General features: G+C 70.2%; 12 protein-coding genes. 4 read left to right on the top strand and 8 right to left on the bottom strand.

The features are described from left to right. The 3 genes from ABZV58_RS02250 to ABZV58_RS02260 all read right to left on the bottom strand — a co-directional run bounded on the left by ABZV58_RS02250 (position 1) and on the right by ABZV58_RS02260 (position 8,352). On the bottom strand, positions 1-1,722 hold the full coding sequence (locus ABZV58_RS02250; protein WP_354998357.1) for a fatty acyl-AMP ligase: 1,722 nt from the start codon (positions 1,720-1,722) through the stop codon (positions 1-3). 67 nt (positions 1,723-1,789) lie between these two features. After that, the gene (locus ABZV58_RS02255; protein ID WP_354998358.1) at positions 1,790-8,116 is read right to left on the bottom strand and encodes an SDR family NAD(P)-dependent oxidoreductase; all 6,327 of its coding nucleotides are present in this window, start codon (positions 8,114-8,116) and stop codon (positions 1,790-1,792) included. Beyond that, positions 8,113-8,352: an acyl carrier protein gene (locus ABZV58_RS02260; RefSeq protein WP_354998359.1), complete on the bottom strand. Its 240-nt coding sequence runs from the start codon at positions 8,350-8,352 to the stop codon at positions 8,113-8,115. Before ABZV58_RS02260 ends, ABZV58_RS02255 begins: the two co-directional genes overlap by 4 nt. Positions 8,353-8,608: 256 nt before the next feature. Here ABZV58_RS02260 and ABZV58_RS02265 point away from each other — a divergent pair, with 256 nt between their 5' ends. Continuing rightward, positions 8,609-9,586, top strand: a complete 978-nt coding sequence (locus ABZV58_RS02265) for an MBL fold metallo-hydrolase (protein WP_354998360.1) — start codon at positions 8,609-8,611, stop codon at positions 9,584-9,586. A 161-nt stretch (positions 9,587-9,747) separates the two neighbouring features. On the opposite strand, the gene ABZV58_RS02270 is transcribed toward ABZV58_RS02265, so the two are convergent. Then, positions 9,748-10,719, bottom strand: coding sequence for a nitronate monooxygenase (locus ABZV58_RS02270; RefSeq protein WP_354998361.1), 972 nt, complete (start codon positions 10,717-10,719; stop codon positions 9,748-9,750). A 408-nt stretch (positions 10,720-11,127) separates the two neighbouring features. Between ABZV58_RS02270 and fadD5 the strand changes: the two genes are divergently transcribed. Next, the gene (gene fadD5, locus ABZV58_RS02275) at positions 11,128-12,699 is read left to right on the top strand and encodes a fatty-acid--CoA ligase FadD5 (RefSeq protein WP_354998362.1); all 1,572 of its coding nucleotides are present in this window, start codon (positions 11,128-11,130) and stop codon (positions 12,697-12,699) included. A gap of 82 nt (positions 12,700-12,781) precedes the next feature. Continuing rightward, positions 12,782-13,384 (top strand): cysteine hydrolase, encoded by a 603-nt coding sequence (locus tag ABZV58_RS02280; RefSeq protein ID WP_354998363.1) that lies wholly within the window; start codon positions 12,782-12,784, stop codon positions 13,382-13,384. 68 nt (positions 13,385-13,452) lie between these two features. Here ABZV58_RS02280 and ABZV58_RS02285 read toward each other — a convergent pair whose 3' ends face one another. Further along, the gene (locus ABZV58_RS02285; RefSeq protein ID WP_354998364.1) at positions 13,453-14,028 is read right to left on the bottom strand and encodes a helix-turn-helix domain-containing protein; all 576 of its coding nucleotides are present in this window, start codon (positions 14,026-14,028) and stop codon (positions 13,453-13,455) included. A 107-nt stretch (positions 14,029-14,135) separates the two neighbouring features. On the opposite strand from ABZV58_RS02285, the gene ABZV58_RS02290 reads away from it, so the two are divergent. Further along, a complete protein-coding gene (locus ABZV58_RS02290) occupies positions 14,136-14,822 on the top strand; it encodes a methyltransferase domain-containing protein (protein ID WP_354998365.1) in 687 nt (228 codons plus the stop codon). Between the two features lie 33 nt (positions 14,823-14,855). Here ABZV58_RS02290 and ABZV58_RS02295 read toward each other — a convergent pair whose 3' ends face one another. The 3 genes from ABZV58_RS02295 to ABZV58_RS02305 are packed head-to-tail and all read right to left on the bottom strand — an operon-like array spanning position 14,856 to position 18,742. Next, entirely contained in the window at positions 14,856-17,228 is a 2,373-nt protein-coding gene (locus ABZV58_RS02295) for a lysylphosphatidylglycerol synthase transmembrane domain-containing protein (protein WP_354998366.1), read from the bottom strand. A gap of 43 nt (positions 17,229-17,271) precedes the next feature. Beyond that, the gene (locus ABZV58_RS02300; protein WP_354998367.1) at positions 17,272-17,997 is read right to left on the bottom strand and encodes an SDR family oxidoreductase; all 726 of its coding nucleotides are present in this window, start codon (positions 17,995-17,997) and stop codon (positions 17,272-17,274) included. Continuing rightward, positions 17,984-18,742: a 2OG-Fe(II) oxygenase gene (locus tag ABZV58_RS02305; protein ID WP_354998368.1), complete on the bottom strand. Its 759-nt coding sequence runs from the start codon at positions 18,740-18,742 to the stop codon at positions 17,984-17,986. The genes ABZV58_RS02300 and ABZV58_RS02305 overlap by 14 nt, the downstream gene beginning before the upstream one ends. Positions 18,743-18,804: the final 62 nt, after the last annotated feature.

Consider the following 18,804-nt stretch of genomic DNA (forward strand, 5'->3'; position numbering starts at 1 on the left):
TCACGGCGCGGGCCGGTGGCCGATCGTCACCAGGTGCGGAAGCCTGCCCGCGCCGAAGAGCCTGCGACATTCGCCGCGTCGTAGTTTTCCGCTGGAGGTCTTGGGGATTCCGCCCGGCTCCACGAGCACGACCGAACCCGGCATCACCTCGTGCGCCGTCGCGACCGCGGCCCTGATGCGCCGCGCGACCTCCGCGAGCGCGTCGGCTTCGGCGGCGTGCTCCGCGAGCTCCGCGACCACCACCAGGTCCTCGCGTCGTCCGTCGTCGTGGCCGAAGGCCGTCACGTGGCCGGGGCGCACTTCCGGCGCGTGGTCGGTCACCGTCGATTCGATGTCGGACGGGTAGTGGTTGCGGCCGTCCACCACGATGAGGTCCTTCAGCCTGCCCGCGATGTACAGCTGGTCGTCGAACGTGAAGCCGAGATCGCCGGTGCGCAGCCAGCGTTCGGGCCGCCCCGCCAGCGTGGCGCCGAACGTCTCCTCGGTCGCGGCGGCATTGCCGAAGTAGCCCCCGCAGACGTTCGGGCCCGCCACCCAGATCTCGCCCACCATCGTCGCGGGCAGCTCGGTTCGGGCGGCCGGATCGACCACCGCGACCCGCTGTCCGGCGGGAAAGCCGCAGCCGACGAGCGGAACTCCGGCGGCGCCGGTCTCGTCGACGAGTGCCATGCCCTCGGCGAGACGAGCCCGGTCGAAGCGGTGGGTCACGGGTTCGGCGGCCTGATCACCGATGGTCACCGAGAGCGTCGCCTCGGCGAGGCCGTAACCGGGCGTGTGCGCGCAGTGGCGGAAACCGTTGGCCGCGAACGTCTTCGAGAACAGCTCCAGCGCCTCGGCGCGGATCGGTTCGGCGCCGTTGAGCAGGGCGTCCAGGGCGGAGAGATCCAGCTGTTCGCGCTCTCGCGGAGTGGTGCCCGAAACTGCCAGGGCGAGACCGAAATTCGGGCCGCCCGTGACGCCCGCCCGGTAGTCGGCACAGGCGCGCAACCAGCGGATCGGACGCTTGACGAACTCCGCCGGGGCCATGGTCACGCCGAGCACGCCGGAGTACAGCGGCAGTGCCAGCGCCAGCACCAAGCCCATGTCGTGGAAGAACGGCAACCACGTGACGATGGGTTTGTGTCGCGCCGCGGGCACCGCGGTCCAGAGCTGCGCGAGTGCCGCACCGAGATTCGCGTGCGTCACCTCGACGCCGGCGGGCGCCTTGGTCGAGCCGGAGGTGTACTGGAGGTACGCGGGACCCCGGCCGACGGGATCGAGCACCGGGTCCGAGGCCTCTGCGGTCACCAGTTCGTCGGGCAGGTAGTGGATGCGGCCGAGCGACGTGACGACGCTCGGCTCGGTCACCGCGTCGCCAGGGGAGAGCAGGCACAGCGCAGGACGGGAGTCGGCGAGCGCGCCCTCGAGCCGCGCGGTATTGCGCGCGCCGGAGACCGGGAAGAGCGGCACCGCGACGCGGTCGGCGTAGAGACAGGCGAGGAAGGCCACCACGTAGTCCAGGCCGTGTGCGCACAGGATCGCCACCCGGTCGCCCGGTTCGGTGGTCGCGCGCAGCTGCGATGCGAGTGTGCCTGCGGCGCGGTGTAATTGCGCGTAGGTCAGCGACCGTGGGAAGCAGGACGTTCCGCGATAACGCAATTCGACGAAGGCTTCGGCATCGGGCTTGGTCGCCGCCCACGCCGCGACGCGGGCGGCGAGTGGGCTGGGGAAGTCGGCAGTCACGGTGCCTCGCAGTGGTTTCTGGCGACCCGGTCGGCAAGAGCGGCGAGCGGGCTGGGGTGCTCGGTGGTCACGATGCCTCGCTGTCGTTCGCGGCGACGCGGTCGGCGAGGGCGGCGCCGAGGGCGGCGATGGTGGGGTGCTGGAAGAGTTCGGCTGTCGAGATAGCGATGCGGAGCCGCGCCTCCAGCGTGCGGCGCGCCTCGATGGCGAGCAGCGAGCTGAGGCCGAGATCGTTGAAGTCGTCGGTGGCGCCGATCATTTCGGCGGGCAGGTCCAGGGTGGCGGCCAGCACGCGGCGGATGGCGGCGGTGATCGACTCCGGATCGGCCGGTGCGACGCCGTCGGATCGGCGGATCGGGTCGTCGCTACCGCGGGCCGTCGATACACCGGCCGAATTCGGCGATCGCTCGAAGGAGGACGGTGCGCCGAGGAGTTCGCGGAGCCGGGCCGCCACCGGCGACCGGTCGTCGGTCGGCGTGTAGTCCAAGGCGAGCAGATACGGTCCGTGGTACCGCAAGGCCTTGGCCAGCATCGCCGCGCCACGCTCCGCGTCGAGGGCGGCGATGCCCGCACGGCGCAGGTGCTCCGCGCCGCCTGCCGTCGCCGCGAGGCCCGTCGCCCACACTCCCCACCCGATGCTGAGCACCCGGCGGTCTCCCGCAGCGGCGGCAACCGCGTCCATCGCGGCGTTGGCAGCCGCGTACGCCGCCTGACCGGGTGCGCCGAAAGCGCCGGTGGCAGAGGAGAACAGGAGCACGAAATCGGTGGGGTCGGCGGCCGTGAGCGCCACCAGGTCGGCGGCCGCGCCGACCTTCGGCGCGAACATCCTGGCCAGCTGGTCCGCGTCGACGTCCTCGAAGGCGGCGTCCTCCAGCGCGCCCGCAGCGTGTATCACGCCACGGATGGTGGAGCCGCATTCGCGAATGTCGTTGAGCGCGTTCGCGAGGTCGCTGCGATCGGCCACGTCGCAGCCGACGACGACCACGTGATCCTCGGAGCCGTCCAGCACGGCGGGCACCGGGCGGGGTGAACGCGTCAACACGACCACGTCGCGCGCGCCCGCGTCCAGCAGCCAGCGCACCGCGACCGCGCCGAGTGCGCCGAGACCGCCCGTCACCACGTAGGTTCCGTCCGGATCGATCACGATGGGCGGGGCGTCCGGCGTGGCCGGGACGAACCGCCGCACCGCCAGTTCGCCTGCGGTCACCTCGAGTTCGGCGGGGTGCGCGTCCTGGGTGACCAGCTCGACGAGCCGGGGCAGCGTGCGCGGATCGGTATCGGTCCAGACCAGCCGCACCGGACGGCCGGACTCGAGCTGGAGAGTCCGGGTCAGCCCGGCGATGGCGTTGGCGGTGCTTCCGCGCCGTGCTCGTTGCGGAAGCAGGACGGTCAGCGAGCCGATCGCCGGATCGGACTGCGCGCATTGCAGCACGTCCAGAACTCGGCCGACCGCGGAGGTGCCGGGTTCGCCGCCGTCGTCGGGCCAGACGGTCACCAGCGCGGTGCGGTCGGCGGCGTCCCGGGCCAGCAGCACCGACGCGAGGATGGCTCCGGCCGCGTCGGGTTCCCGTGCGATCCGCTCGGTCGGCAGTGTGCGCTCCAGCGCGCGGGACAGTCGAACGGCGAGGTCGGACTCGCCCACCACGAGCGCGCGCCTCGGATGCGGAGCGCCGGATGTGCTTCCCCTCCGCGCTGGACTTGCCGGTACCGGTTCATTGCCCGGCGAGGAGTGCGCGACGTCGGCCGAGCTCGCCTGTGCCGGACCCTTCCCCTGATGCGGGGCAAAGTGCGCGTCGTTGGCCGCCTTCGCCAGTGCCGCATCCCTCCCCGGGTGCGGGGCGGAGTGCGCGTCGTTGGCTGCCTTCGCCAGTGTCGCATCGTTGGTCGGGTTCTTGGCTGAGTTCGCCGGTGTCGCATTGTTCGTCGGGTGTGGGGCGGAGTACGGGGCGTTGGTTGAGTTCGCGGGTGTCGCATCGTTCGCCAGGTGCGGGGCGTAGTGCGGGGCGTGGGCCGAGTTCGGCGGTGCCGCATCGTTCCCCGGGTGCGGGGCGTAGTGCGGGGCGTTGGTTGAGTTCGCCGTGGTCGCATCGTTCCTGGGGTGTGGTGCGTAGTGCGCGGTGTTGATTGGCGGTACTCGCGTCAGGTCGTAGCTCTGGCTCGCGGGGGCGAGGATCGGCTGCCACGTTTCGGTGCGGAAGATTCCGCGCTCCTCGCCGCCGAAGTCCTCGTCGTGCCGGAAGTGATCCACCGATCGCGCGTCCGCGAAACGAACCCGCACGCCGCAGAACGCCAGCACGGGCACACCGTGCTGATCGGTGCCGACGACGTCGCCGATCAAACCGCGCGCCGTGCGCTCACGGGTGACGGCGTGCGCCTCGGCCACCACGCGCCCCGGCTCGGTGGATACCCACGCCGTATCCATGGCGATCGGCAGCGGGACGAGTCCGTCGGGCAGCGTGCCGTCCGCGGCCGCGGCGAGCAGATGCAGGCAACCGTCCAAAGTTGCGGCGCTGTGTAATTCGGCCGCATCGAAATGCCCGAGCGCGCGCCCGGGTGCGGCGGCGACGGCGCGCAGCGGACGAAAGCGCGGACCGTATTCGAGTCCCCTGCGGCGCAGCGCGTCGTAGAACGAACCTGCCGCGAGCGTCCGCATCCGGTGCTGGGCGGCGCGATTGGCGTCGACCGCGCGCATCCACGCGACGATGTCCGCGGGGGTCGGTCCCGGTGCGGGCCGTGCCGCGGCGAGCAGCGTCGCGCCCGCGTGCACCCGGACGCTCGCGTCGTCGGTGCGGTAGACGGCTTCGGGAAGCACGGACAGGTCGGTGCGTTCGTGGACGACGAAATCGGCGATCATCCCGGCCGCCGCGCTGTTCGCTTGGTGCAGCAGCCTGCGCACCCAGTGCACGGCGGGCACGGTGGGAACGCCGCGCACCACATGATCTTCCAGCGAGCCGGTGCGGAAAGGCGTTGTCGCTCGACCGGTTCGATGTCGCGTGACGAGGTCGAATTGGCTGCGCCGCCAGCGCCTGCGCGGTGGCGGAACGACGAAGGGTCCGCTCGCGGACCAGTCGAGCGGACGGCCCTCGTCGTACAACCCGGCCAGGCACCGCAAGAAGGCCCCGGCTTCGTCGTCACGATCGGCGATCGGGTACGTGGCGGCGCGGAATTCCGGATACTCGCGGGCGGCCGAAGCGAGGACGGAGTGCGGCGCGAGTTCCAGTACCGTCGCCAGTCCGTCCGCGGCGGCGCGTTCCAGTGCGGCCGCGAGTTCGACTGTCCCCGAGGCGTTCTCGGCCCAGTAGTCGCGGTCCAGCGCGGCCGTCGTCAACACCGCGCCGCGGCGTGTCGTGGAGTAGACGGGGGTGTGTGGCGTACGTGGCGCCAAATCGCCCAGTGCGCCGATGAATTCGGTCAGCACGGAGGAGACCTGAGGACTGTGCGCGGCGAAGTCGACGGCGATGCGCTGTGCGAACATGCCGCGGCGCTTCGCCCGTCGCACGACAGTGTCGATATAGCGCGGCGTCCCCGACACCACCACCGAACGCGGTCCGTTCACCGCGGCGATCGCCACCTCGGCCCGCACCGGCGCGACCAGCCGCTCCGTCTCGTCCGGGGTGGCCTCCAGCAGCGCCATCGCGCCCTGCCCGTCGAGCGTCGCCAGTGCACGGCTGCGCCGCACCGCGACCAGCGCCGCGTCGGCGAGCGTCAACGCGCCGCTCACCGCCGCCGCCGCGATCTCGCCGAGGCTGTGCCCCGCCACCGCGTCCGGCCGAATCCCCCAGGAGGCCAACAGCTCCGCAGACGCCACCTGGTAGGCGAAAATCGCGGGCTGCACCAGTTCGGTGGCGGCTCGCCCGTCCTCGCCGAGACCGAACCCGTAGCGCGGGGTCCACACCTTCGGCCCGCCGTGCCCCGCGATCGCGTCCGCTGCCTCGGCCAGGGCACGGGCGAACACGGGATAGCGCGCCGCCAACGCGCGTCCCATCCGCGCATGCTGCCCGCCCTGCCCCGAGAACAGGAACAGCACACCGCCGCGCCGCCGAACCGTGCCGGGACCGGTGATCGCGGGACCGCTCTCGCCGCGCGCCAACGCCCGCAACGCGGTGACCGCCGTCGCGCGGTCGTGCGCGATCACGCTGGCGCGCGCGTCCTCCGGCAGTAATCGGGCCGCCGCCGCGGCGAGTGGGCGAAGGGTTGAAGTGGAATACCCAGTCGCCGCGGTGGTTTCATCTCTGCCCGCGGCGCGTGTGGTGGGCTCGGGTACGGGAATGCGCTCGGATGTCGCGGTTTCCGCGATCGCGGTCGCGGAACTGCGGCACCATCCACTCGGCCATGGTCGCGCCGTCCGTTCGGTCGCGTCTGCCGTCGAGGCTACTCCGCCCGGGACCGGTGGGTCAGCCGTCGCGCCTACCCTGTCCAGTACCGGTGGGGCGGCCGTGGGGGATTCGCCGTCGAGTATCGCCCAGTTAGCTGTGGGGAGTTCGCCGTCGAGTACTGGCCGGGCGGCCGTGGGCGATTCGCGGCCGAGTACCGGAGTGACGGCTGTGGGGGATTCGCCGTCGCGTATCGCCCAGATAGCCGTGGGGGATCCGCCGTCGTGTACCGCCCGGGTAGCCGTGGGGGATTCATGGTCGAGTACCGGCGGGGCAGCCGTGGGGGAAGTGCTGTCGTGTACCGCCCGGGTAGCGGTGGGGAATTCGCCCTCGAGTACCGGCGAGGCAGCCGTGGTGAATTCGCAGTCGAGTATTGGCGCGGCAGCCGTGGGTGATCCGCCGTCGAGTACTGGCCGGGTAGCCGTGCGGGGCTCGCCGTCGAGTACTGGCCGGGTAGCCGTGCGGGGCTCGCCGTCGAGTATCGCCCCGGTAGCCGTGGGGAATGTGCCGTCGAGTTCCGGCGGGGTATCCCTGGGGGATTCGCGGCCGGGTGAGCGCTTGGCCGCTCCGTCCGAAAGCCCCGTAATGCCGGTCTTCCCAGCGGATTCCGAATTCCACCCGGCTACGGAGTCGCGCACCGAATCGCCGCGACTCGAGGCGAACTCACCCTCCGAATCCAACCGCTGCGCCAACGCCAGCGCCTGAACCTGCAGATCCGCCACGTCGCGCCCGGTCACCGGTATCAGTACCGGCGGCTCGTCACCTCGCGACGCCGCGGACTCCGGATACCCGCGCAGCACGACGTGGGCGTTGGTCCCGCCGAATCCGAACGAGCTGACCCCGGCCAGCCGCTCTTCCGGCGCGGCCGCCCAGTCGACCGGCTCCGTGGGCACCCGCAGTCCGCGCTCGGCCAACTTCAGCAGCGGGTTCGGAATGTCGAAATGAATAGTCGGTGCGATGACGCCGCGATGGATCGACAGCGCGGTCTTGATCAACCCGGTCACGCCCGCCGCCGCCTCGAGGTGGCCGAGATTGGACTTCACCGAACCGATCCAGGTGTCCCCGCCGCCGAGCACCGCGGCCAACGCGCCGACCTCGACCGCGTCACCGAGAGCCGTTCCGGTGCCGTGGCATTCGATGTAACCCGCGCGGCGCGGGTCGAGTCCGGCGCGAGACCACGCGGCACGCACGGTCTCTCGCTGAGCGCGTCCGTTCGGCGCGTAGAGGCCGTTCGAGCGGCCGTCCGAACCGACCGCCGCACCGAGGATCTCGGCGTACACGCGGTTTCCCTCGCGCCGCGCGTCAGCGGTGCGCTGGAGGACGAGCACGCCGCACCCGTCGCTGCGCGTGTAGCCGTCGGCCGCCGCGGAGAACGGCTTGCAGCGCCCGTCCTCGGCCAGGAATCCGCTCTCGGCCAGGTAGTCCGAGGTGTGCGGCAGCAGCGTCAGATTCACGCCGCCGACGATCGCGAAGGGCACGGTCTCGTCCGCGAGCAGCCGCAGCGCGATGTCGACCGCCGCGAGCGAGGACGAGCACGCGCTGTCCACCACAAGGCTCGGCCCGTGCAGGTCGAGCGCGTAGGACAGCCGGTTGGCGATGATGCTGAGCGCGGAACCCGTCACCGCGTACGGCGCGTCCTGTTCACCGCCGCCGAGCACCGTGACGCCGTGGTCGTATCCGCACGCGCCGAACACCACGGCGGCATCGGAACCCCGTGTGCGATAGCCGATCCCGGCGTCGTCGAGCGCCTCGACGGAGACCTCCAGCGCGACGCGCTGCTGCGGATCCATCAGCGCCGCCTCGCGGGCGGAGATGGCGAACCAGTCGTTGTCGAACCACTCGATGTCGTCGAGATAGCCCGCCCGCCTGGTCACCGACCGGCCCGGAGGTGGATCGCCGGTGGCATCGCGCCCGGCCGTCAGCAGTCGCCAGAATTCGTCCAGACCAGCGGCGCCGGGCACCCGGCACGCCATGCCGACGATGGCGACCGATGGCTGGGTGGACGGAGTGCGTGCGGTCATCGCATCGCGAGAAACTCGGCCAACTGCTCGATATCGGGGTGGTCGTACACGGCTTCCAGCGACACCTCGACGCCCATCGCGTCCTCGAGTTGTGCGGTCAGCCGCGCCAGTTGCGTCGAGCTCAGCCCGAGCTCGGCGAACGGCGTGCGGGTGGACACCGCGGCGGGCGCGACGCCGAGCAACTCGGCGATCGCCACGACGGCGGCGTCGGCGAGCGCGGCACGTCGATCGCGCACGCCGGTATGGCCGTTTCCGGTGGTATCACTTTGCCCGTCCGGCTGACTGGGCCGCATCTCGTCCTCCCTCCCCGTCTCCCGGCGGTTCGCGGCCCGGGAACGGTACCCCCGCGATTATGCCGTACCTGAAGAGGCCGGAAAACGTCCGTTTTCCGCTGTTCGCCTGCGCGTTTGGCGACACGCCAAGAGTTCTCGCAGCCCCCGCGTGTCGCCCGGATGCTTTCCGGAAACCGGCCCATCCCCTACCGTGACAACCGTGCTCGAACCCGACCGTGCGACGCGCGCCGAGCGGACGCCGACCCTGCCCACCGTGCTGCGCTGCTGCGCCGCGCTCGCCGCGACCCCGGGCAAGCTGTTGCGCCCCCGCCGCCCCGACACCGACCTGCTGGCCCGGCTGACCGTCGCCGAGCCGCCGCGCCCCACCGCGACCGTCCGGCTGACGGTGCTCGCCCAGGGCGACATGACCGCACCGGAGACCATCGTCGCCGAGGGGGTGCGCAGCCTGCGGGAGCTGCCGCTGATCATGTCGGCGTTCCTGATCGAGCACCCGAAGGCGAGGTTCATCGTCGACCCGGCGCTGTGCTCCGGCGTGCACGATCGCGTGATACCCGAGCTGCCGTTCCCGGTGCCGCTGTTCGTCGCGCCGGACAAGCCGGTGCTCGGCCTGTCCGACGCGCTGGCGGCGCGCGACTTGGCGGGTAGCGACATCGATTTCGTGATTCCCACCCATCTGCACTGGGATCATGTGTCGGGCCTGCTCGAGCTGCCCGCCGAGGTGCCCGTCCGGTTGCCCGCCGCCGAATACGCGTGGGCCATGCTCGGCGCGCACGCACCGGTCGGCGTGGCGCGCGGCCCCTTGCGTGGACGCACCTTCGACCCCTTCGAACTCGACGGCCCTCCGGTGCTGACCTTCCCGCGCAGCAAGGACCTGTTCGGCGACGGTTCGGTACTGCTGCTCGACCTGGCGGGCCACACCCCGGGCAGCATCGGCGTGCTCCTCGCGGTGGACGACGGCACCCGCGTCCTGCTCGCGGGCGACGCCGTATGGAGCAAGCTCCAGATCGACCTGCTACGCGAAAAGGCCCCCATGCCAGGCCAATTGTTCGACTCCGACCGCGACGCCGCCTTCGCCGTCATCCACCGCCTACACGCCCTCCCCGACGACATCGAGATCGTCGCGGGCCACGACCACGCCGCGGTCACCGCCCGCGCCACCCGCAACCCCTCGCGCTGAGAATGCCGTTCGCCGCGCACGGTGTCCAAATGCGCTGAGTGGCACCGTTGCCCGTTGTAGGCGTTCGAGCACAGCGATCCGCGCGGTGTCGGCGGCTTGGCGGCGCTTGCCGCGCGACGGCCTGGCTATCGCCATCCGACTACCGTCGATTTCGCCCGACCTCAGGCGACGACGTCGGCGAGGCGGGCGGTGATGAGTTGTTCCGCCTCGGAGACCATGCGGCTGATGAGTTCGCCGCAGGTGGGGATGTCGTGGATCAGGCCTTGGGCCAAGCCCGCCGACCAGATGCCCGCGTCCAGGTCGCCCTCTTCGAAGACGCGGCGGCCGCGCGCGCCCGCGACCAGCTCGCGCACGTCCTCGAAAGTGCCGCCCGCCTTCTCGATTTCGACCACCTTGCGGCTGATCTCGTTGTCCGCGACGCGCGCGGTGTTGCGCATGGTGCGGAAGATCAGCTGGGTGTCGAGTTCGCTGTTGGCGACGATCTGTTCCTTGACCTTCTGGTCGATCGCCGACTCCGCGGTGCACAGGAAACGCGTGCCCATGTTGACGCCGTCCGCGCCGAGCGCGAGCGCCGCGACCAGGCCGCGGGCGTCGGCGATGCCGCCGGAGGCGATCATCGGGATCTCCAGCACGCGGGCCGCGGCGGGAATCAGGATCAGGCCGGGGATGTCGTCCTCGCCGGGATGACCCGCGCACTCGAACCCGTCGATGCTCACGCCGTCGACGCCGATCTTCTGCGCCTTGAGCGCGTGCCGCACGCTGGTGCACTTGTGCAGCACCTTGATGCCCGCCTCTTTGTAGTACGGCAGGAACGGCTCCGGATTGCTGCCCGCCGTCTCGACGATCTTGACGCCGCTTTCGATGATGGCTTGCACGTATTCCGCGTACGGCGGCGGGTTGATCGAGGGCAGGATGGTCACGTTCACGCCGAACGGCTTGTCGGTCAGTTCGCGGGTGCGCTCGATCTCCCTGCGCAGATCGTCGGGGGTGGGCTGGGTCAGCGCGGTGATGAAACCGAGTCCGCCCGCGTTGGCGACGGCGGCGACGAGTTCGGCCCGGCCGACCCACATCATGCCGCCTTGCACGATCGGGTGCTCGATCCCGAATTCCTCGGTGAACCTGGTCCGCAGCATTGCGCTCTCCTCCGTATGACGGCGGCGTCCGTGGATCGCGCACCGCTGTTCTGTCCCACCGCGACGGCTTGTCCCAGCGCAGGCGCGCCACGCGTGCCGGTCCGTCCCGACAGGACGATCGTGACATGAGGGTCGACTCACGTACAACTGGTAAGTGAGTCGCCGTTCGCATAGCTAAACAGCCGCAGTGCTGTTCGATAGCGCCCTCGAGGGCGCTGCGCCCGCCCAAAAGCGCAGATGGCGGCGCTTCTGCGACGAGCGCCACGGCACTGAGTCAATTAACGATGATTCATCTCTTGATCTCTTGCCGCGCGATTAAGTTAGTTGTTATTCTCGTCTCAATTCAGCCCGCCCTGGCGGTCGGCCACCCCGGCGGACGCTGTAGGCGGTCCGAGAGGAGTACGTGGCATGACCACCGGTGCACAGGCGCTCGACGAGCCGATCAGGTCGCGGCGCAACCACTGGAACAACCAGATCGCCGCCCACGCGCAGATGCGCCCGGACGCGGTCGCCCTGCGGTTCCGTGGTGTGGACACGACGTGGCAGCAGCTGCACGAGCGCTCGCAGAAGTTCGCCGACGCGCTGGCCAGGCGTGGCGTCGGGTTCGGCGATCGGGTCCTCATCCTCGCGCTGAACTACCCCGAATACATCGAAGCGGTCTTCGGCATCAACGCGCTCGGCGCCATCGCGGTGCCGGTGAACTTCCGGCTCACCCCGCCCGAGGTCGCCTACATCGTGGGTGACAGCGGGGCCAAGGCCATCATCACCGACACCGTGCTACAGCCGCTGGCCACCGCCGTGCTCGCGCAGTCGCCCGTGCTGGAGACCTGCGTCGTGATCGGCGGCAAGAGCGCGGAGGGCGTGCTCGGATACGACGACGTGTTGGCCGAGGAGGGGACGCCCCACACGCCGCTGGACATCCCGGAGGACACCCCTTCGCTGATCATGTACACCTCGGGCACCACGGGCAGCCCGAAGGGCGCCGTGCTCTCGCACGCGAACATGAACGCGCAGGCGCTGACCTGTATCCGGGCCATGAACCTCGGCCCCGAGTCCATCGGTTTCTGCACCTCGCCGCTGTTCCACATCGCCGGACTCGGAAGTCTCGCACCGTATTTCCTGCTCGGCGGCAAGACCGTGCTGCACCCCCTCGGCGCGTTCGATCCCACCGAGTTCCTCGACGCCGTCGAGAAGGAACAGGCCACCACCGCGTTCTGCGTGCCCGCGCAGTGGCAGGCCATCTGCGCCGAGCCCACCGTGAAGGACCGCAAGCTCGCGCTCACCATGCTCAGCTGGGGCGCCGCGCCCGCCTCGGACTCGGTGCTGCGCGCCATGGCGGAATGCTTCCCGAACGCCGCCAACGTCGCGGTGTTCGGCCAGACCGAGATGTCGCCGATCACCTGCGTGCTCGAGGGCGAGGACGCGCTGCGCAAGCTCGGTTCGGTGGGCAAGCCGATCCCCACCATCCAGGCCCGCATCGTGGACGAGGAGATGAACGACGTCGCGCCGGGCGAGGTCGGCGAAATCGTCTACCGCGGACCGACTCTCATGCAGGGCTACTGGAACAAGCCCGAGGCCACCGCCGAGGCTTTCGCCGGCGGCTGGTTCCACTCCGGCGACCTGGTCCGCACGGACGAGGAGGGGTTCGTCTGGGTGGTCGACCGCAAGAAGGACATGATCATCTCCGGCGGCGAGAACATCTACTGCGCCGAGGTGGAGAACGTGCTCTTCGGGCACCCCAAGATCCGCGAGGCCGCGGTGATCGCTCGCGCGCACGAGAAGTGGGGCGAGGTGCCGGTCGCCGTCGTCGCGCTGGTCGACCCCGACGCCGAGCTCACCCTCGCGGAGCTGGAGCCGTTCCTCAACGAGAACCTGGCCCGCTACAAGCACCCCAAGGATCTGGTGATCGTGCCGGAACTCCCGCGCAACGCCAGCGGCAAGGTCGTGAAAGTAGAGCTGCGCAAGGATTATTCGTCCTGATCCGTTGCGCGTCCGCCGATTTCCACGAACTGGGTGGTGGAAATCGGCCACACGCGCGGCGCGGATGCGTGAGGATCGAGGCATGGCGATTCCCCGCATCCGCGCCGCCGTGCTGGCCCTGCACTGGCAGGTGAACATCGTTCGGCCCGAGGGCTTTTTCGGTCCGATGCTGGCCGGACCGGTCGCGGCCAGCGGCGTCGTGCCGCGCGCGGTGGACTTCCACGACGCGGCCGCCGAAGCCGATCTCCCGGTGATCTTCACCCGGTTCACCATCCCCGTCGGAGAGGGCGCTCTGGTGCGCAACACCGGTTTCATGCGGTCGGTCGGCGCGGCGCAGACGGAGTTCCGTCCGGAATCGCCCGGCGCACAAGTCATCACGGAGATGAAGGATCAGCCGAGCGCGATCTACGACAACCAGAAGCTGTCCGGGCTCGCGGGCAGCGCCCTGCCCGACTGGCTGACCGAGCGCGGCCTGGACACCTTGTTCCTCACCGGCGTCGCCACCAACCTCACCGTCGAGCAGACGGCGCGCCACGCAACGGATCTCGGCTTCACGGTTCATCCGATCGCCGACTGCGTCGCCGCCGCCGACCCCGCCGCCCACGAGGCCGCACTCGCCAACCTCGAACTCGTCACCGCGGGCTGCCTGACCGCCGCCGAGGCCCTCGCCCTCGTCCACCGCTGAAGCCGGACCCGGCGGCCAACTGCCTTGCGACGCCCGCTCCAAAGTTCGGCCGACCACGCCGCGCGGCCTCAGCGGATTCGATCGGCCAGTCCCGGCCCGATCAACCCCGCCACACGCCGATAGGCGACCTCCGCCGGAATCGGCGGTTCCGCGTCGGCGATCGCGCCGAGCGTGCCGACCACGCCCCAGGACAGGAAGTTCACCATCGCCGTGAACTCCTCGTCGTCCATGTCGAACCGCCCGGACAGTTGTTCGGTGAGCACCCGGCCGACCATGCCGCGGGTGGCGCGCAGCAGCTGCCCGCCCGCCTTGCGCCCCAGTAGCGCTCGGTACACCTCGGGATTCTCCGCGGCCAGTTGGAAGAGGGTGTAGACCGGTGCGAGCGGAGCCGAGGGCGGTGGTGCGGCGGGGTCCTCCGGGCGGGCCGCGGTGATGGCGGCGCGCAGGTATTCGGTGCTGCTCACCAGCAGCAGGTCGTCCTTGTCGCGGAAGTGCGCGTAGAAGGTGGAGCGTCCGACGTCCGCGCGATCCAGGATGTCGCGCACCGTGATTCGCTCGTAGGAACGTTCCAGCAGCAGTTCGATCAGCGCCCGGTGCAACGTCGCCCTGGTCCGCCGCACCCGGCGGTCGATTGTCTCGTTCATCATCTGTTCCCGCGTTTCCGGACGGATCGGGCGGTGTTGTCCCGAACCGGACGGATTCCGTACTTCTGCTTCTGGTCGCCGCGGCGACCACCTTCGATCATGAACATATGTCCGGAAACGCACAACAGTCCACAAACGACCAAGCCGCCGAGATCGGCCTGCTCATCACCCGCCCGCGCGGCTACCGCTTCGTCCGCTCCGCGTTCCTGCTCGGCCGCGGCCGCGCGCAGAATGCCGCACTCATCGCCCGCAGCGGCGCCGCCCCTGGCGACCGCGTGATCGACATCGGCTGTGGTCCGGGCGATTTCGCCCGCGCCACGGCCGCCCGCGTCGGGGACACGGGCGAGGTCGTCGGACGCGACCCGTCACCGCGAATGATCGCCTACGCCACCGCCCACGCGAAGCTGCCGAACTGCCGTTTCGAACTCGGTCCCGCGCAGACCCTCGACCACCCCGACGCCTCGTTCGACCTGGTGACCTGCACGTTCGTCATGCACCACATCCCGGAGACCCAGCGCGAAGCCGCCCTCGCCCACATGTACCGCGTACTGCGCCCCGGCGGCCGACTCCTCCTCGCCGACACCCACCCCGCCGGGCGAGTCCTGCCGAAACTCATCCGCACGATGTCCCGCTTCGCCGCGCACCACACCGGCGACGCGGCCGGACAGCACGCCGACCCGCTCGCCGCCATCGACATCCGCCGCTACCGAGAACCCTTGTCGGCAGCGGGGTTCCGCTCGATCGAGTTCGAAACCGTCCCGCCGCTCGCCGGGGTCCTGCTCGCGACGAAGTAGCGGCGGCGCAGCGAACGCCAGTCCGGCGATAGCTCAGATCATGTTCTTCGCGGTCATCCACCGCATGGTGAACCACCCGCAGAACACCGGCAACCAGCAGGTGAGGACGCGGTAGAGCAGCACCGCGGGCACGGCGATGTTCGCGGGCAGTCCGAAGGCGGCCAGGCCGCCGATCAGCGCCGCCTCGACGGCGCCGACGCCGCCGGGTGTCGGGGCGGCCGAGGCGAGCGTGCCGCCGATCATGGTCACGATCGTGACGGTGACGAACGTGGTGCCGCCGCCGAAGGCCTCGACACTGGCCCACAGCGCACCCGCCATGCCGAGCGTGATGGCGGCGCAGCCCGCGACGATGATGGCGAACCGCTTCGGGTCCCTTGCCAGCTGGCCGAGCTCGCCGAGCACTTCCTGAAGCTGGGGCCGAACCGAATTGTTCAGCCAGCGCCGCAGTTTCGGCACGAACATGAAGGTGCCGATGATGCCGACGCCGACACCCGCGGCCAGATACAGGACGAGCGGATCCGGCACGAAATGCGAGAGGTCCGCCGAGGTACCGGCCACGATGCTGAACAGGATCAACAAGCTGAGGTGGGTGATCACCTGCACCGCCTGCTGCAACGCGACGGCCGCCGTCGCCCGCACCGCGCCGAGCCCGCCCTTCTGCAGGAACCGCACGCTCAGCGCCAGACCGCCGACGCGCGCGGGCGTGGTGGTCGCGGCGAAGGTGTTGGCGATCTGCATGATCACCAGGTTGCGGAAGTTCACCATGCCGGAGGCGCAGGCCCACAGCGCGGCCGCGGCGCCGATGTAGGTGAGGCTGGAGACGGCGAGCCCGAGCAGCGCCCACCACCAGTTGGCCGTCCTCAACTGGGTGAAGAAGGTCGGGACCTGGCTGATGAACGGGTACGCCACGTAGACCAGGCCGATCAGCAGCACCAGCTGAATGATCTGGTTGCGGGAGAACCGGGTGATCTGATCGGCCTCGATCCGATCCTTGCCGGTCTGCTCGCGCACCTCGTCCCGGGTTTCGGCGACGATCGAACCCCACTCCGGAATCGAGACCCGGATGCCGGACGGCATGGCCGACTTGGTCAGGCGGCGGGTCGCGGTGAGCACGGTCTGCTCGCCGAGCGCGTCGATGGCGGCGCGCACCGCGGACTCCTTGCCGTAGACCGCGGCCGTGGTGACCAGCAGCTGCGCGATGTCGGACTGGATCTGGGTGTCCGACGCGCCGAACTCGGCATTGCCGAAACCGCTGAACAGCACGGCGTCCTCGGTGACGCGGATGTCGTCGGGACGCAGGTCGCCGTGCGCGATCCGGCCGGTGTGCAGCGCGTCGAGCGCCTTCCAGACCGTGGGCAGCCGGTCGATCGGGGTCTCGGCGATCGAGGCGCCGCCGGAGTCGGTATGCGCGTAGAGCATCCAGCCGCGATCCAGCGCGGCCACCGCGACCACCTGCTGACCGGCGAGTTCGAGGTCGCCCGCGGCGATCGTCATCAGCGCGCGGTGCTCGACGGCGCGGTGCATGGAGCCGTGCAGCGCGCCGGTCTCGCTGCTGCGGAAGGTCAGCCAGCGCCAGAACATGCGCAGCGCGCTGTGACTGCGCTGGTTCTTGCCGTACATCTCGACGGTCAGCTCGCGCTCCGGACCGGTCACGGCGGCGGCGAGCACCAGCGGACCCGACCCGGCCGGTCGCACCACGGTGAATCCGGTGACGGTGCGCCCGCCCTTGGCGAGCACGCGCACCGCGGCGTCCAGCGGCACCTCCAGCGCCGGGGTGCCGACCACCCAGACGATCACCGCGCCGACCAGCCAGCCCACCGCGAGCCCGAACATCGCCCGCGCGGGCACCACGGTGCTGACCACCAGGTGGATCGGCGCGAAGGCGAGCAGCAGGAACCACCACCAGCGGCGCGGCTTGGTCGGCAGCCACGGGCTGGAGACCGTGAGCACCGCGGCGAGCATGGCGATCCAGCGCGGGTCGTCGAGGAATTGGGAGAGGAAGGTGTCGAGCCGATCGGGCACCTGCAGGTGCCACTGCGGCGCGGAGATGCCGGTCCCGGTGATGGAGAGCAGCAGCCCGGCGACCAGCCCGGCCGCGGCGTAGCCCGCGAGCAGCTTCCACTGCCTGCCGATGATCAGCTCGATGAGGATCGCGAACGGCAGGATGAGGATCGCGATGCCGTAGATCAGGTAGATCAGATTGGACTGGTCCGGGGTGAGGAAGTCGACGATGTTGGAAACCGAGCTTTCCAGCGCGAGCCATTCCGGCCGGGTGATCACCGAGGCCGCGATGACCACACCGAGCCACAGCGCAGCGAACATGACCCGGACGATGTCCGTGGTTCGCCGGATCAGCGGCTGCAGGAGACTACCCGTTACCGGGATCTCCCGCCCGTCGACTCGCATGTGTTCACCCTGCCAGAGGCGGCCCCGCGGCGGCCCGGCGGGCTCAATTGGCGACGACGCTGTACACGCCTCCGGTCATGGCGCCGGTGTCCAGTTCGAGGATCGCCTGCAACACCTTCTCTGTCGGCACCCGGGCCGGGAAGCTGTCGGGAGCCACCGCGTTGGCGCGGACGCCGAACTCCGCGAACTCCGCGGCCAGGTGCCGGGTCAAATGATTCAGCGCCGCCTTGGAGGCGGCGTACACCGCCTGGCCGCCGGGATAGACATTCGAGCCGGACAGACTGGACACGTTGACGATGTTGCGGTTGCGCGCGCGGTTGCCGTCGATGTCGTGCATCCAGCCGCGCTGCGCCAATCGGGCCGAGAGCCGCAGCGGCACACCGACGTTCAGCGCGAACTGGGGCTCGAAGTCGTCGATCGCGGTGTCGCCGTCGACGATGCCCTGCGGATGCAGCCGCAGGCTCGCGGCATTGTTGACCAGCAGGTCGACGCCGCCGAACTTGGCGAGCGCCAGATCGATGACCCGGTCGACCTCACCCGGCGCGGTGAGATCGGAACGGATCAGGAAGACCCGGGAATCGTTCTCCGGCACCGTGCCCTGCGGGTCGAAGGGATCGACGAACCACTCGTGCTGCGAGGGCGTCGCCGGTACGCGGGTGCCGCAGACGGCGACGATGTCGTAGGCGGTGTAGAGGGCACGGCAGAACGCGTCGCCCAAGAGGCCGCCCGCGCCGGTGAGCAGGCAGACCCGTCGGTTACCACTGGACAATGCGGTCTCCTCCCCAACGCTGGATCGCGTCGTCCTTCGGCCGGTGCAGCCACATCACGATGCTGCTGCGCGAGGCTCGGTTGTAGCCGAGGTAGGTGTGCCAGGACCGCGGCGTGCACTCGAAGATCACCATCGAGTTGTCCAGCGGCGGCACCGCGAGCGTCGGCGCCGGGTCGGCGATATTGGCGTACAAGCCGGTCTCGCCGCCGTCGCCCGGCTGCCATCCGGGATTGCCCAGGTAGAACAGCAGCGCGACGGCGCGCACCGTCTCCCGCGCGGTGACGCCGTCGGACTTCGCCCCCGTCTTGGTGTTGACGCTGGGGTCCGGCAGACGCACCTCGTCCGGGCCAGGGGCCGGGCCGGCGAACCACGCCGGATTCAGGTCGTTGTGCGGCCAGCCCGCCGGGCTGTCCGGCGCATGGTGGTGGATCGAGCCCTCCACGTCGCCGGTGACCTCCACCCCGGCCACCGACGCGATGAGGTCGTGCCATTCCCGCGAGGTGAACAGCGCGAGCGGTCCGTCGCGCAGTTCGGCGAGCGGAATTCCGCTGGCACTGTAGTTGTCGGCCACCCGCGAGAACGCGCTGGATCGCGCGTCGAGCACCCGCTGGTATTCGTCGGCCAGTCGCTTGTAGAAGTCCTCCACGAAGACGTCGCGCACATACACGTGCGGAAACGGCCCCGATCGCCGGATCCAGCGCCGATGCGCGAACAACTCCGTGAACCACGCGGGCGCCTGACTCACCGTTTCCCCTGACAACGTCACTCCCTCCCGGACGAACACGCCGATCTTATTGCCTTCGCCCG

Origin of the sequence: Nocardia sp. NPDC004654, assembly GCF_040609595.1 — a bacterium.
Lineage (GTDB): Bacteria > Actinomycetota > Actinomycetes > Mycobacteriales > Mycobacteriaceae > Nocardia.